The following is a 15945-nucleotide window of genomic DNA, read 5'->3' on the forward strand; positions in this document are numbered from 1 at the left end:
CCGCGGGCGTTCTCACCCGCCTCGCTCAGGCGACTTCGTCCACCTCGAACTGCAGGTCTATCGGCAGCTGTTGGCGACCCCCTATGTTCAGCTTCCGGTACGCCCTGGTCAGATGCTGCTCGACCGTGCTCACCGTGACGTACAGGCGTGAGGAGATGTCCCGGTTGGTGTAGCCACGGGCCGCCAGCGCGGCGACCTTCTTCTCCGAGTCGCTCAGTTTGGCGTCCCGGATGTCCACCGGCGCGTTCCACACGGTGGTGCCCCAGCTGTTCACATCGTGTTCCTGGTCGATGCGGGCGCGCAGCGGCTGGGCGCCGCACTCGGTTGCCAGCTCCCAGGCCCGCCTGGCCGCCATCGCCGCCTGGTCGCCGTCCCCCAGCTGCTTGTGCGCGTCGCCGAGGTCACACATGGCACGGGCCAGTTCCAGGCGGTCACCGGCGAGCCGCAGCTGCGCGACCGCGCGGGTGAGGAGCGGCAGTCGCTCGTCGCTGCCGACGGCGGCGCCGAGAATGCGGTGGGAGATCCCTCGGGTGCGCAGGTTGTTGCCCCCTACCCGGGTGATCTGCTCCGTGACGAGACGTTCCGCCTCCTTGCGCTCCCCCAGCCTCAGCAGCACTTCGGCGACGTCGCCGCGCCAGGGAAGCCACGCGGGCTGGTCCGCTCCCCAGCGTCGGGCCTGCTCGCCCACGGCCACGAAGTCCTCCAGCGCCGCGTCCAGCCGGTTGATGGCCAGGTGGTGGTGGCCGCGGGCCCGACGGTAGACGAGCCCGTAGGCGCTGCCGTACACCGCGCTGGGCACGGGCTGGTTGAGTCGGCGCGCGCTGCCCTCGATGTCTCCGAGCGCGATCTGCGCCATCACCTGAAGCGCGATGAGGCCGCTGACCAGTACGCTCTCCGTGCCCTCGACGATGCGGGCGATTCCGGCCTGCGTGTACTTCTGGGCGCACCCCGGATTGCCCTGGGCGAAGGCGACTTCGGCCCGCAGCCCGGCGAACAGGGCGGACCAGCCGTCGGCTCCGTGTCGCTCCGCGCTCTCCAGGAACGACTCGCTCCAGAAGCCCGCCTTCTGGGTGTTCCCCGAGAAGAGCAGGCACTTGATGGCGCTGGCGATGGGCTCGAGGGTGGCGTCCGTGAGCACGGTGTGCCGCAGGAGCTCTTCAGCGGCGATCACGTAGTCGTCACGGTTGAGACCCAGCGACAGGCTCCACGGCTGGTCGAGGACCGAGCGCTCCTCGTTCGGCGTCAGAACGACGGAGGATCCGCCGCCGCCCACCTTGGGCGGTCCGAGCACGCCGCCCTCGGCCCATGGGTAACGCGCCTCCACGAGCTGGGCGAGGGCGCTGTCCGAGCCCACCCGGGTGTCGACCGCGGCGCCCTCCGCGCCTCCGGCCCGAGCTGCCTCGTACGCGAGGGCCCGCGCCTTCGTCATGACCTCGAACGCCTCCTCGACACGGCGGTGCACGAGGAACAGGTCGACGATCGGCATCAGCTGACGGGTCGGCACCTCACCGGCGTGGATCGCTCGCAGCAGGCCCTCGGCCACCTTCTCCGCCGCCGAGGGATGGTTGCGCCGGAGGATCACCGCGGTGCGCACCCTGATCTCGATGCGCTGCACCGGATCGCCGCAGAGCCGGTACGCCAGGTCCAGGAAGTCGACCGCGAGATCGTCCACGTCGTCGGCGAGCACCTCCTCGGCGGCGTCCCTGAGCACGGTCACCGCCCACTCCTCGTCACTGTGCCCGGCCGCGAGCAGGTGCGCTGCCGCGGTGGCCGCCGTGGCGCCCTGCCGGTGCAACAGCTCGGCGGCCCGGTGATGGAGGTGTCGCCGGTGCTCGGGGGCCATGCCGTCCAGAACGCCTCTGCGCACCGCCGGATGCCGGAACCGGCTGTCGACGATCACGCGTGCCGCCCGCAGGGCCCGCATCGCCTTCGTCGCGACGGCGTGCGGCAGCTCACAGAGCTCCGTGAGCAGGTCGTGCGCGGCGAGGTCGTCGAGCACGGCGAGGCCGTCGGCGACCTTGCCGGCCATCGGGCCGCTCCGCTCCAGACAGATCAGCACCACGTGCGCGAAGGACTCACCGACCAGCGGATCGACCGAGTCCTTCTGCTCGGCGAGGAGATCCGCGATCGGCCCCTCCTCGTGCAGGGCGCGTACGAGTAGGGGGTTGCCTCCCGTGAGCCCGTAGGCGTAGTCGAGCAATTCCTCACACACCGGCGTGTCCGGTTGCAGATGCGCGAGGAGCTGTGCCGTACCCGACCGGTCGAGGCAATCCACCCTGATCCGTTCGAAGTTGGGCTGGCGCAGGAATTCGGTGCGGTATCCGGCGTCCTGCTGCCGATAGTAGAGAACGTCACCGAAAGCCAGCAGCAGCCGTGTGGACCGCGAATTGCCCGCGATATGGAGCAGATACTCGAGGGACTCGTTGTCGAGGTGCTGGAGATCGTCCACGCAGATCACCACCAACCGGTCCCGTGCGACCGTGTGCAGGGCGGCACAGAACCTCCGCATGCGGACGGCGCGCCCACACGTCGCGCTGCCCCCCGTACCGAGGAACCCGCCCGGAGCGAGGGATCCACCCGGACCAAGGAGGCCGCCCGAGGCCGGGCCTCCGTCCAGGCCACAGGCGGCGGCCGCCTCCTCCTCTTCCAGGAGCCGGTGCAGCTCCTGCTCGACCTCGGCCGGCAGCCCGGCCCCGAGGAGCAGCAGCTGGCGCAGGACGCCCAGCGACTCATTGCTTTCCGACGGTATTCCTGTCGCCTTCAGGACGACTGCATCGCTTTCCAGGGCGCGCGCTGCGACGAATTCCAGAAGTTCGGTTTTCCCGCAGCCCGCAGGACCTTCGATGACGATGGTTCTTGCTCTATTGGATGCACAGTCAACCAGGGCAGACTCAAGTCTTAAGACTTCCGATTCCCTGTCGATCAGCATCAGAAAGTTCAACCCCCGACTTTCGACTGACCACGGCGCGCATCCCCCCACCCTTCCACCGGCCAAGCAGCCGGCGCCTCGCATGGTCTACAACAGGCGTTACGGAGTGACGTGGGGGAGTCTTTACCGAAGTCTTCCAATTAATTAGTCAACGACGCCAGCTGTGCACCACACCTTCCGATGAAACCCTTGTGGTAGTGCGCCTGTCAACCATCGACCTTGCGCCACGCGATCACCGTACGCAGTCGATTTCGATCTCATAAAATCGCCCATATACTAATCAAAACCCCAGGCGAGACAGCAGGTCAGAGCCGTGGATCACGCAAAGCGCCGACAGTCCCAGCAGGTACGGCGCTACTTTTTCGTTAAAATCGAGAAGGGCTCGGTGCGCCCGGCCCCGCCCACCCACTGCGTCCGGCGTGACACTCCGTGATTGATGAAATGACCGAAAAGGAAACGCATCGCGGACGCATAGGGGGAGTGGCCATCGAACTGCGGTCCTGCCGGACGCCGGTAAGGGGGGTCGGACCGGCCGTTAGGGGTTCCCACGGGTCGATCAACCTTCCTAGCGTCGAGAGGCCTCCACACGGACGAGCGACCAGGAGAAGATCGTGACCGCCCAACAGGAAGCATTCACTACCGGAATTCGCGGCACCGGTTCATTCCTCCCGGTCGACAAAGTGTCCAATGGACTCGTCGCCGAACGGGCCGGCGTGACCGCGGAGTGGATAGTCCGCAAGACCGGCATACGGGAACGCCGGTACGCCGCCGACCACGAGGCGACGTCCGACCTGGCCGTCGCCGCGGCCCGGGCCGCCCTCGCCGACGCCGACGTCACCGCCGGCCAACTCGGCTGGATCGTGGTGGCGACATCGACGCCCGACCACCCTCAGCCCGCCACCGCGAGCCTGGTGCAGCACCGCATCGGCGCCGTCGGAGCGGCCGCGTTCGACATCAACGCCGTGTGCAGCGGATTCGTCTTCGCGCTGGTCACCGTGGCCCGCCTGCTCGCAGCCGATCCGGCGGGGGCCCCGCGGTTCGGGCTCGTGGTGGGCGCGGACGTGTACTCGCGCATCATCGACCCGTCCGATCGGCGCACAGCCGTACTGTTCGGTGACGGCGCGGGAGCGGTGGTGCTCGGCCCGGTGCGTGCGGGGCACGGCATCATCGGGTCGGACCTCGCCACCTTCGGGCGCCATCACGACATGATCAAGGTCCCGGCCGGCGGCAGCCGCCTGCCCGCATCCGAGAAGACCCTCGCGTCGGGTGACCACTTCTTCCAGATGCAGGGGCGCGCCGTACGGGAGTTCGTCACGGACGAACTCCCCGCCGCCATAGACCGGTTGCTCCTCACGTGCGGCACGGACCCCGCCGCCGTGGACCACTTCGTACCGCATCAGGCCAACGGAGCCATGCTGGCCGACGTGCTCCCCCGCCTCGGCCTGCCCCGCGCACGGGCCCATCTGACGGTGGCCGAACACGCCAACACGGGTGCGGCCTCCGTGCCGCTGGCCCTGGACACGGCGCGGCGCGAAGGATCGTTCGGCGACGGCGACACGCTCCTGCTCGCCGCCTTCGGCGGCGGCATGTCCATCGGAGCCACCCTGATCCGCTGGGACGCGACCGCGTCAGCCACCCCCTAGGAAGCACACCGCACGGGGAGAGGGTGGGACGAGGCACGCCCTACGTCATTTGCGCAGCCAGTGCCCCGCACCGGTCAGCCAGTCGCCGAACAGGTCCTGGTCGCCCAGGACTTCGATCCCGTCGGCCGCGACCGGCGAACGGCGCTGGTAGAGCAGGAGCAGCAGGTCCGTGAGCGGACCGCGTACGGCGGTGGTCGCCTTGCCGTGGGCGTGGCGCCAGGCGAACGGCTCGCCGGTGAGGTCGATCAGCCACTCCCCCGTGTCCTCGGGAGCATCGGTGGCGTGGAAGTGGAGTCCGCGGTCGGGCCCGATCAGCGCGCGCCGCACCTCCGCCGACTCGTACGCCTGCGGCAGGGTGCTGAACTCGATCCACTCGTCAAGGCCGTCGACGGCGACCTCCGCGTCCAGCGTGTATTTCGCGCCGACGGCGGCGGTCGCGTCGAAGCGGTGCACGACGGTCTCGAACGTCATCCGGCGCGCCCAGAACTCCGGCGTCCCGCCCGGCGCCACGGTCCAGACAGGGACGTCCGGGTCCGTGGCGCGCAGCGTGTCCGCGAAGAGCTCGGCCCCTTCCGTCAGCCAGTGCGACAGCGTGGCGAGGTCGTCGCCCTCGTCGGGCGTCACATCGTTGACCTGGTCGTCGGAGACGGGCCCGGTGGCCCGGGTCCGCACGATCGTCTCGGCCCAGCGGTGCGCGCCGCCGACGTGGCGCAGCAGATGGGCGAGGGTCCAGCCGGGGCACCCCGGCACGGGAGCGGCACGGTCGGCACCGGCCACCGCCGAGGTCAGCAGGGCGGTCTGGTCGAGGATGCGGGCGGCGTAGCGGTCGTGGACCGCACTCGGGGTCGGACGCGTCATGGCGTCACGATAGACCACCGATTGCAGGCTACTGGGCACGAACCAGGGGCTGTTGAGGACCGCGGAGAAGGTGCGGTACGCGGAGTGGCCCGGGGTCCCACTCGGCTCCTGACCCGCACCGGGGCCCATGGACCGGCTCACGTCGCCGACACCCCCGCCGATGTCGCGAGGAACTGTGTCGCCGCCAGCTCCCCGTACAGCGGGTCCCCCGCCACCAGTTCGGCGTGCGTGCCGGTCGCGCGGACGCCGCCCGCGTCCATCACCACGATCCGGTCGGCCAGCGTCACCGTCGAAAGCCGGTGCGCCACCACGAGGACCGTCACCTCACGGGCGACCTCGGCCACCACGTCACGTAGGGCCAGTTCGTTGACCGCGTCGAGCTGCGAGGTCGCCTCGTCGAGCAGGAGCAGCCGCGGCTTCCTCAGCAGCGCCCTGGCGATCGCCACCCGCTGCCGCTCGCCACCGGACAGCTTGGAGCCCCGGTGTCCGACGACCGTGTCCAGGCCCTCGGGCAGCCGCCGTACCACGGCGTCGAGACGGGCGCGTACGAGAACGTCGTCGATGTCGTCATCGGTGGCACCCGGCGCCCCGAAGAGCAGGTTCTCGCGCAGCGTGCCCGCGAGGACGGGCGCGTCCTGCTCGACGTACCCGATGGCGGACCGGAGTTCGGCGAGCGGCCACTCCTGGACGTCCTTGCCGTCGACCAGGACGCGGCCGCCCGACGCGTCGTAGAACCGCTCGATCAGCCCGAACACGGTGGTCTTGCCCGCACCGGAGGGGCCGACGAACGCGGTCATGCCGGGCCCCGGCACGTCGAAGCTCACGCCGTGATGGACGTACGGAAGGTCCTCGCGGTAGCGGAATCGCACGTCCTCGAAGGCGACGGAAGCGGCGGAGGGCCGGGCGGCGCCCGGTTCAGTCGACTCCCTCGCGTCGGGGCCGTCCACCTCCTCCGTCTCCAGCCGCTCCGCCTGCACGATCCGGGCGACGGCCGCCGAGCCCACCTGGTACTGCGACGCCGCCTCGACCAGGCGCGAGACCGGGTCGATCAGGTAGAAGAGGTAGAGCAGGAAGGCCACCAGCGTCGCGATGGAGATGGCGCCGGACGCGACCCGCGCGCCGCCGATGCCGAGCACCGCGAGGAACGACACCTGTACGGAGAGTCCGACCGAGCTCCACGCCACCGACTGCCACTTGGCCGACCGCACGCCGTGCCGCCACGCCTCCTGGGCGGCCTGCCGCACGGCGGCCGCCTCGCGCCGTTCGGCACCGGACGCCTTGAGGGTGCGGAAGGCGCCGAACGCCCTCTCCAACGCGGTCGAGATCGTGCCGACCGCCTCCTGGGCGCGCTGTGTCGCCTGCGCGATCTTCGGCATGACCAGGGCCGTCGCGCCGCCGATGAGCACGATCACGCCCAGCGTGACGCCGAGCAGGACCGGGTCCATCAGCGCCATCATCACGACCGTCGCCATGAAGGTGAACCCGCCGGTGGCCGCGGACACCACGGACTGGGTGGTCACCGCGCGCAGCAGCGTCGTGTCCGAGGTGACCCGGGACATCAGGTCGCCCGGCTGGGTGCGCTCCACCTCCGAGAGGCGCAGCCGCAGCAGCCGCCCGATGAGGGTGCGCCGGGCCGCGAGCACCACGGACTCGGCAGTGCGTTCCAGGACGTAGGCGCCGACGGATTCGATCGCGGTGCCGAGCAGTACGAGCCCGGTGAGGAGCAGCAGGATGCCGGTGATCGATTCGTCGGTGCCGAGCCGTTCCACGAGCGATTTGGCCGCCAGCGGCTGGGCGAGCCCCGACGCCGCGCCGATCAGCGTGAAGAGAGCGCCCAGGGCCACGGCCCCGCGGTGCGGCCGGAAGTGGCGGTACAGGGCGCGCCAGGTCTCCCTCGCGGGCAGGCGTTCGGGCGTCTCGGGGGCAGGGGCGGTGGCGGCTCTCGCGGAGTCCGGGGCTGCGTCGGTCACGTCTGGCAGGACGCGCTGGGCGGTGATCCACCTGACTGGCGCGGCACGCGTCTCCCGCCGGGGTGCTCGTACAGGGTTACGACGGTTAGCTGCCCCGCATGATTCGCCCGGCGCTTCACTACCCCTGATGTCGACGGAGAGTTAGACGATCTGTCGAAACGGGTGCAGTGACGATTCTGCACGGCGACCGTGGCACGGGGCGGGCAGCGAGGCTCGCGGCGGTGAAGGACGCGAGTGGGAGTGGAGCGGCGTGCGAGTACGGGGTGACGGGACGGGCGATGCCCGGCGGGGGCGCTCGGGGCCGAGGAGGGGCGATCCGGTGGAGCGCCCCCTGACCGGGCGGTCCCTGGCCGAGCGGATCTTGGTCGGACGAACCGAGGAACTAGGAACCCTGCGCAGGCTTCTCGCGCAGCGCCGCCTGGTCACGGTGGTGGGTGGCGCGGGAGTCGGCAAGAGCCTCCTCGCCGCGCACGCGGCCGCCGCGGTCGGCGGCTCGCTCCCGGACGGCGTGGTGCGGGTGCGCTGGTGGGACGGCGGGCCCGCGCGGCGCAGGACGGTCGCGCAAACGGTGGCCGAGGCGCTGGACGCGGCGGCCGAGGGCACCGGCGCCGCGGTCGGCGTCACGGACCTGGTGGCACGGTTGCGGTCGCGTCGGATGCTGGTGGTGCTCGACGACTTCGACCCGGTGCGCGCCGACTGCGTCCACCTGGTGCACGCGCTCCTCGAAGGCGCTCCGGGCGTACGGATCCTCGCGGCGGGCCGCCATCCACTCGGCCTCGGCGACGAGGCGGTCCTACGCCTTGGCCCACTCGCCGTCACACCGTCCGGGTCCGACGACGCGGAGCTGGCCCCCGCGGTCGCGCTGTTCCTGGACCGGGTACGGGCCGCGTCGGCGGGTCGGCGGGCGGCTTCCACCGGGGCGGCGGAGGTGCCGGGTGACGGCGACGCGGGAGTGTTGCGACTGCGCGGCGCGGTGGCGCGCGCCCGACGGGGGCGGGCGGCGTGGGCCATCCCCGGCAAACGGGGGCGGAAGGGGCCTGCGGCGGGGGCGCGGGGAGGCGATCAGACGGACGGCTCCTCGGGGGCGCCGGTGGAGCACGGCGCCGAATCGCCGATGCGCGGGGGCGAACAGCACGCCCCGGAACTGCCGGAGCACGGGGCCGGGCAAACGCCGACGGACGGGACCTCGGAGAGGCTGGTGGAGCAAAGCACCGGATCGCCGATGCGCGACGGCGAACAGCACGCCCCCGAACTGCCGGAGCACGGGACCGGGCAAACGTCGGCGGACGGGACCTCGGACCCGCCAGCCCACGGCACCGAACCGCCGACGCCCGGCGGCCAACGGGACGCACCGGGGGCGCGGGGACGCGAGGCCGGACAAACACCGACGCACGGCTCCTCGGACGCACCGCTGGAACACGACACCGAATCACTGATGCGCGACGGCGAACAGCACGCCCCCGAACTGCCGAGGCACAGGACCGGGCAAACACCGACGCACGGGACCTCGGACCCGCCAGCCCACGGCACCGAACCGCCGACGCCCGGCGGCCAACGGGACGCACCGGGGGCGCGGGGACGCGAGGCCGGACAAACACCGACGCACGGCTCCTCGGACGCACCGCTGGAACACGACACCGAATCACTGATGCGCGACGGCGAACAGCACGCCCCCGAACTGCCGAGGCACAGGACCGGGCAAACACCGACGCACGGGACCTCGGACCCGCCAGCCCACGGCACCGAACCGCCGACGCCCGGCGGCCAACGGGACGCACCGGGGGCGCGGGGACGCGAGGCCGGACAAACACCGACGCACGGCTCCTCGGACGCACCGCCGGAACACGACACCGAATCGCCGATGCGCCACGGCGAGCGGCTGCCCGTCGCGGGCGGCGCGGATGCACGACTACAGGCGCCCCGCCCCTCGGCACCGCCGCTCACCGACGCCGACGAGTCTCCGCGCCGCGATGCGGAGCCTGTCGTACGACCGGACGCGGCGTCTGCCCTGCACGGTGGCCCGGAGCCTGCCCGCGCCGACGCGGCACCCGTCGTACCCGCGAACACGAAATCCGCCCCGGGCGCGGACGCGGCCCCTCCCATCCACGGAGCCACGGACGCGGAGCTCCCTGCCCGCCATCACACGGCGCCGCTGGCCGGAGACCATCGCGCTCTGCCCGACAGCGGCGAGCCCTCCGACGACGAGCTCCGTATCGCCCTCCACATCTGCCGCCGCCTCGAAGGCGTCCCCTTGGCCATCGAGTTGGCGGCCGCGCAGGTCGCCGAGTACTCGATGGTGCAGCTCGTGCGGATGCTGGACGCCGGGCAGGGGTGGCTCGGCGTGCCGGACGCGGCGCTGCGCAGGCACCGGTCGCTGCGGGCCGCCGTGGGTGCGGGATACGCCCTCTGCGAGCCGACGGAGCGCACCACTTGGGCGCGGCTCAGCGTCTTCGCAGGGGACTTCGACGAGGACGCCGCCGTGTTCGTGTGCTCGGGCGGCGGCCTCGGCGCCGAGGAGGTGCCGGTCTGTCTGGCCCGCCTCGTGCTCGCCTCCGTCCTGACGCCCGTCCGCGACCCGGGCGGCGTGCTGCCCCCGCGCTACCGCATGACGGAGGCGGCCCGCGGCTTCGGCGCCGAACGGCTCCAGTCGGCGGGCGAGACGGCCGCCGCCGTCAGCCGCCACCTGTACTGGTACGCGAACATCGCTTCGAGCGCCCACCACTTGTGGAGCACGGGCCTGCACGAACGGGCCACGGCGCTCGTCCGCGAGGAAGAGGACAATCTGCACGCCTCGCTCGCCAGGCAGCCCCACCGTGCCGACGAAGCGGCCGCGGCGCTCGCCGTGGCCGTGGACCTGTGGTTCTGGTGGGCCGTCTGCGGCCGGGCCGCCGAGGGGCGCGAGCACCTGCGGCGGCTGCTGCCGGTGGGCCGCGCCGACACCCGCCTGTGCGGTCAGGCGCTGTGGCTCGCGGGCTGGCTCGCCGTGTGCGTCGACGCGCCCGACGCCGCCGAACTCCTCGGCCAGGCCTGGCGCGTGGGCGTACTCGCGGGGGACGACGCCACGATCGGGCGGGTCTCACACGTACTCGGCGCGCTCGCCCTGGAGGAGGGCAGGACGGAGCGGGCCATCGCCCACTTGCGGGAGGCCGCCGACATCATTCCCGTGCACGCGGAGCACGGCCCGCCCGCCGCCGTCAGCTGGGCGCTCCTCGCCGTGGCACAAGCGAGGGTCAGCCCCGCAGCCGCCCGGCGCAGCATCCGTCGCGCGTCGGCGGGCCCGCAGCCCCGGCACGACTTATGGACGCGGTCCATGACGCAGTACGCGCAGGCGCTCGTCGACCATCTGCGCGGGCGCCGCAGCCGCGCCTGGCGCAGGGCGCACAAGGCGCTCGCCGGGGCGAACGGGGTGGCGGGCGCCGCCAAGGCCGCCAGGACCACCGCGACGGGCGAGGCGGACGGCACGACGGCGACCGGTAACGGCCTCCCGGCCGTCGTCACGGTGGCCGGGCCGCCCGGTGCCGCTCTCATCCATCAGCTGATCGCGGACATCGAGGAGGGGCCGTCGCCATCCGCCCGACACCCGGACCTGCACCCATGACCGCTCCCGCGCCAACCCATCCTGCCTGCTCAACTGCCACTGGCCGCGCAGGGCGTGGGCCTCGCGGTCTTCGCCCTGCTGATAGTCGGCGGCACCTGGCTGATCACCCGGCGGCGTCAGCCGGAGGACCACGGCGTCGGGTGACACGCCGCCCGGCGAACCGCGCTCACCTCGCTCCCTGCGCTCCCCGCCCCTCCAGGACCGTCTGCCAGTCGGGCACCGCCGCTGTCGCCGACTCCGTGCGGGACGGTGTCGCCCGGCGTCCGCCACGGCTGAAGAAGTCCGCGAGGGGCAGTGTCGCCGCGCCCACCGTGACCGCGTCCGGGCCGAGTTGGCCGAGGTCGATGGTGACGCGGGCGGCGGGGTGGCGCAGGGCGTACGCGTCGGCGTACTCCCGTACGGCGGGCAGCAGACGCGGGCCGAGCTGGAGGCCCGCCCAGCCGCCGACCAGGACGCGTTCGGGACCGAAGAGGTTGACGAGGTCGGAGATGCCCGCGCCCAGGTACTCGGCGGTCTCGTCGAGCACGGCCAGCGCGACGGGGTCGGGCGTACTCCCGTCCCGCGGATGCGCGGCGGCGAGCAGGGCGCTCACGCCTGTCTCCTCGTCGGCGCCCGGGGGCAGTTGACCACCGGCTTCCTGCCATCGCTCCAGCAGGGCCTCGGCCCCCGCGTACGCCTCCAGGCAGCCACGGGCTCCGCAGCGGCACCTGCGGCCACGGACGCTCACGGTGAGGTGGCCCCACTCCGCAGGGCCACCGCGCGCACCGCCGTGGATGACGCCGTCGGCCACGACGCACGCACCCACGCCCGAGCCGAACAGGACGATCGCCGCGTCCCGCGCGCCGCGCCCGCCGCCGAACCACATCTCCGCCTGACCGAGCGCCCGTGCGCCGTTGTCGACGAAGTAGGCCGTGTCCGGGGGGAGTTCGACGGCCTCGCGCAGCATCGCCTCCAGCGGGACGGCGTCCCAGCCGATGGTCTGACCGTGCACCACCGTGGCGCCCGACGCGTCCCGGTCGACGATCCCCGGCACGCCCACGCCCACGCCGATCAGCTCGCCGCCACCGGCCGAGCCGCTGCCCGGCGCCCCGCCATCCGGTGAGCCGCCGCCCACCTCCGCGATCCCGTCCCGAATGTGACGCACGATCAGTTCCACATCGTGGCCCGAGTCCGTCAACGGCCGCTCGGTACGGGCCAGTTCGGTGAGCGCCAGGTCGAACGCCTCCACGCGCACCCGCGTCTCCCCCACGTCGACGCCGATGAGGCGGCCGCGGGACGGGGCGACGCGCAGGAGCGTGCGCGGGCGGCCGCCGTCGGACTCGACGACGCCCGCCTCCTCCAGGAGGCCGTCCGCGGCGAGTTCGGCGACGACGTTGCTCACGGATCCCGAACTGAGTCCGGTCGCGGGGCCGAGCGCCTGACGGCTCATCGGCCCGCCGAAGTACAGCCGCCGCAGCACCGTGGCGCGATTGCCCACCCGCAGGTCGCGCACCGTCCGACTGCCCCGTTCAACCATGTGAACTCCCCTCCGGTCCGCAACATACCCGTGCGCGACCCCTTGACGCGACTATCCCTCAGGTTTTAACTCACGTCCTAAATTAAGTCGTGAATTCGTTCAGGCGCTGAACTCGGCGCGCCCATAAGTCCGTTGATCACCCGTGTCGATCATCAAGAGTCGAACACCACGAAAGGTACGGATCCGTCATGCGCAGAATCCGAGCCGCTGCCGCCCTCCTCACCGTCACCGCCCTCACCGGCACCGCCGCGGCGTGCGGCGGCGGGAGCAGCGCGGGTGGCGAGGGCAGCAACGCGTCGACCAAGACCCTCACCTACTGGGCGTCCAACCAGGGGCCGAACCTCGCCGCGGACAAGAAGATCCTGACGCCCGAGCTGAAGAAGTTCGAGGAGCAGACGGGCATCGAGGTCAAACTCGAGGTGATCCCCTGGTCCGACCTGCTCAACCGGATCCTGGCGGCGACCACGTCGGGGCAGGGCCCCGACGTCCTGAACATCGGCAACAGCTGGTCGTCCTCGCTCCAGGCCACCGGCGCGCTGCTGCCGTGGGACGCGAAGAACTTCGCGGCGATCGGCGGCCGTGACAGGTTCGTCCCCGCCGCGCTGGGGTCGACGGGCGCCACCGGCAAGGATCCTGCGGCGGTGCCGCTGTACTCACTGTCGTACGCGCTCTACTACAACAAGGCGATGTTCGAGGACGCCGGGATCGACGGGCCCCCGGCCACCTGGGACGAGCTGGTCGCCGACGGCAAGAAGCTGTCCAAGGGCGGCAAGTGGGCGCTCGGCGCCGAGGGTTCGAACCTGGTCAATAACATCCACCAGGCCTTCGCGCTCGGCAAACAGCACGGCGCCGACTTCTTCGACGCGGACGGGAAGCCGACGTTCACCTCCGACGGCGCCGTCGCGGCCGTGAAGCAATACGTCGACTTCATGGCCAAGGACAAGATCATCGCGCCGGGCAACGCCGAGTACGCGCAGAACCAGTCGCTGCGGGACTTCGCGCGGGGCAGGACGGCGATGGTACTCTGGCAGGCTGCGGCGACCACGTTCGAGGCGCAGGGCATGAAGCCGGACGAGTGGGGGGTGGCCCCCGTGCCCGTGGCGTCCGGCCTTCCGGGCGCGGGCGAGAAGGTCAACTCGATGGTGGCGGGCATCAATCTGGCCGTCTTCAAGAACACCGACAACATCGACGGCGCGCGGAAGTTCGTCAAGTTCATGACGAGCGACACCGAGCAGGCGCACCTCAACAAGGCGTACGGATCGATCCCGCCGGTCAGGGCGGCGCAGCGGGACGCGGCGTTCGACCGGGCCGACACCGCCGTACTGCGGGACACGCTCCTCAAGAGCGCGGCGCCGCTGCCTCAGGTCCCCGACGAGTCGCAGTTCGAGACGTCGGTGGGCACCGCGATCAAGAAGCTCTTCGCGGACGCGGCGGCGGGCAGGGGCGTGACCACGGACTCGGTGAAGGCCGAACTGTCCAAGGCCCAGCAGCAGATGCCGAAGAGCTGAGCGCCGCCTGATGACCACGCTGACCTCACCGCGCGGACCGCGCGACGGCACGGAAGGCGAGGGCACGAAGGCGGGCCCGCCCACGCCCGGGCGCACGCTGCGCGACCGGCTCCCCGCGCGCCTGCGCCGCCTCTCGCTCCCCTATCTCCTGCTGCTTCCCGCGCTCCTGCTCGAACTGCTCGTCCACCTCGTGCCGATGGCCGTCGGCATCTTCATGAGCTTCAAGGAGCTCACCCAGTTCTTCGTCCGCGACTGGGGCGCGGCGCCCTGGACGGGCCTGGACAACTACGCGACGGCGGTCGACTTCGACGCACCGGTCGGCGAGGCCCTGCTGCACTCCTTCGCCGTCACCGTCGTGTTCACGGTGCTTTCCGTGGGCCTGTGCTGGCTGATCGGCACGGCCGCCGCGGTGTTCATGCAGGAGAACTTCCGGGGCCGCGGCCTGCTGCGGGCCGTCTTCCTGACGCCGTACGCGCTTCCGGTGTACGCGGCCGTGATCACCTGGTCGTTCATGTTCCAGCGCGACACGGGACTGATCAACCACGTCCTGCACGACCAGCTCGGCCTCACCGACACCCGGCCGTTCTGGCTGATCGGCGACAACAGCTTCGTCGCGCTCCTGACCGTGTCGGTGTGGAAGGGCTGGCCGTTCGCCTTCCTCATCGTCATGGCCGGCCTGCAGAACATCCCCAAGGAGCTGTACGAGGCGGCCGCCATCGACGGCGCGGGAATCTGGCAGCAGCTGCGCCGGATCACGCTGCCTTCGCTGCGCCCGGTCAACCAGGTGCTCGTCCTGGTTCTGTTCCTGTGGACGTTCAACGACTTCAACACGCCGTACGTGCTGTTCGGCAAGGCCGCCCCCGAGGCCGCGGACCTCATCTCGATCCACATCTACCAGTCCTCGTTCGTCACCTGGAACTTCGGCGCGGGCTCGGCGATGTCGGTCCTGCTGCTGCTCTTCCTGCTCCTGGTGACCGCGGGCTACCTGCTCGTGACCTCGCGAGGGCGGAGGAGCGCCGATGTCTAGCCGATCAACGGTGCGGGCGGGCCGCTCCCCGATGGCCGCGCCGCGTTCGTTCCTGTGGACGCGGCGGATCTTCCTGACGCTGCTCACCGGGTTCGTCCTGCTTCCGGTGTACGTGATGATCAGCAGCTCCCTGAAGCCGCTGGAGGACGTGTCGGGGTCGTTCCACTGGCTGCCCAGCGGCTTCACCGTCCGCCCCTACCTCGACATCTGGACGACCGTCCCGCTCGCGGACTACTTCATGAACTCGCTGATCGTGGCGGGCGCGGCGACCGTCTGCTCGGTGGTCATCGCGGTGTTCGCCGCGTACGCGGTCAGCCGCTACACGTTCCGCGGCAAGCGCGTCTTCACCGTGACCGTCCTGTCCACGCAGATGTTCCCCGGCATCCTGTTCCTGCTGCCGCTCTTCCTGATCTACGTCAATCTCGGCAACGCCACGGGCATCGCCCTGTTCGGCTCGCGCGCCGGGCTCATCCTCACCTATCTCACCTTCTCGCTGCCATTCTCCATCTGGATGCTGATCGGATACTTCGACTCGGTGCCCAGGGAACTGGACGAGGCGGCACTCGTCGACGGATGCGGGCCGCTCGGCGCGCTCTTCCGCGTCGTGGTGCCCGCCGCGATCCCCGGCATCGTCGCGGTCGCCGTCTACGCCTTCATGACCGCGTGGGGCGAAGTGCTCTTCGCCTCCGTGCTGACCAACGACACCACGCGCACGCTCGCCGTCGGCCTGCAGGGCTACGCCACCCAGAACGACGTGTACTGGAACCAGGTCATGGCCGCCTCGCTCGTCGTCAGCGTGCCCGTCGTCGCGGGCTTCCTGCTCCTGCAGCGCTATCTCGTCGCCGGACTCACAGCGGGCGCCGTCAAATGACCGGCGCGAGCCGTCAAGCACCCAC

General features: G+C 71.4%; 9 protein-coding genes. 5 read left to right on the plus strand and 4 right to left on the minus strand.

Annotation, left to right across the window (positions count from 1 at the left end):
• Positions 1-25 precede the first annotated feature (25 nt).
• Positions 26-3013 carry a helix-turn-helix transcriptional regulator gene (locus tag CP970_RS00355; RefSeq protein WP_079043430.1) on the minus strand — a complete coding sequence of 996 codons (2988 nt, stop codon included), beginning with the start codon at positions 3011-3013 and terminating at the stop codon, positions 26-28.
• A 596-nt stretch (positions 3014-3609) separates the two neighbouring features.
• Here CP970_RS00355 and CP970_RS00360 point away from each other — a divergent pair.
• Positions 3610-4572, plus strand: coding sequence for a 3-oxoacyl-ACP synthase III family protein (locus CP970_RS00360; protein WP_240507323.1), 963 nt, complete (start codon positions 3610-3612; stop codon positions 4570-4572).
• A 45-nt stretch (positions 4573-4617) separates the two neighbouring features.
• Here CP970_RS00360 and CP970_RS00365 read toward each other — a convergent pair whose 3' ends face one another.
• Positions 4618-5430 (minus strand): maleylpyruvate isomerase family mycothiol-dependent enzyme, encoded by an 813-nt coding sequence (locus CP970_RS00365; RefSeq protein ID WP_055546493.1) that lies wholly within the window; start codon positions 5428-5430, stop codon positions 4618-4620.
• A gap of 137 nt (positions 5431-5567) precedes the next feature.
• The gene (locus tag CP970_RS00370) at positions 5568-7334 is read right to left on the minus strand and encodes an ABC transporter ATP-binding protein (protein ID WP_191095031.1); all 1767 of its coding nucleotides are present in this window, start codon (positions 7332-7334) and stop codon (positions 5568-5570) included.
• Between the two features lie 385 nt (positions 7335-7719).
• Here CP970_RS00370 and CP970_RS00375 point away from each other — a divergent pair, with 385 nt between their 5' ends.
• A complete protein-coding gene (locus CP970_RS00375; RefSeq protein WP_150492826.1) occupies positions 7720-10998 on the plus strand; it encodes an AAA family ATPase in 3279 nt (1092 codons plus the stop codon).
• 166 nt (positions 10999-11164) lie between these two features.
• Here CP970_RS00375 and CP970_RS00380 read toward each other — a convergent pair whose 3' ends face one another.
• The gene (locus tag CP970_RS00380; protein WP_055544183.1) at positions 11165-12514 is read right to left on the minus strand and encodes an ROK family transcriptional regulator; all 1350 of its coding nucleotides are present in this window, start codon (positions 12512-12514) and stop codon (positions 11165-11167) included.
• 188 nt (positions 12515-12702) lie between these two features.
• On the opposite strand from CP970_RS00380, the gene CP970_RS00385 reads away from it, so the two are divergent.
• From CP970_RS00385 to CP970_RS00395, 3 genes are read left to right on the plus strand one after another with little or no spacing between them, the layout of a single operon-like run.
• A complete protein-coding gene (locus CP970_RS00385; protein ID WP_055544182.1) occupies positions 12703-14022 on the plus strand; it encodes an ABC transporter substrate-binding protein in 1320 nt (439 codons plus the stop codon).
• A gap of 10 nt (positions 14023-14032) precedes the next feature.
• Positions 14033-15049: a carbohydrate ABC transporter permease gene (locus tag CP970_RS00390; RefSeq protein WP_055544181.1), complete on the plus strand. Its 1017-nt coding sequence runs from the start codon at positions 14033-14035 to the stop codon at positions 15047-15049.
• A gap of 31 nt (positions 15050-15080) precedes the next feature.
• The gene (locus CP970_RS00395) at positions 15081-15920 is read left to right on the plus strand and encodes a carbohydrate ABC transporter permease (protein ID WP_079043179.1); all 840 of its coding nucleotides are present in this window, start codon (positions 15081-15083) and stop codon (positions 15918-15920) included.
• Positions 15921-15945: the final 25 nt, after the last annotated feature.

The sequence above is a fragment of the Streptomyces kanamyceticus genome, assembly GCF_008704495.1.
Taxonomy (GTDB): domain Bacteria; phylum Actinomycetota; class Actinomycetes; order Streptomycetales; family Streptomycetaceae; genus Streptomyces; species Streptomyces kanamyceticus.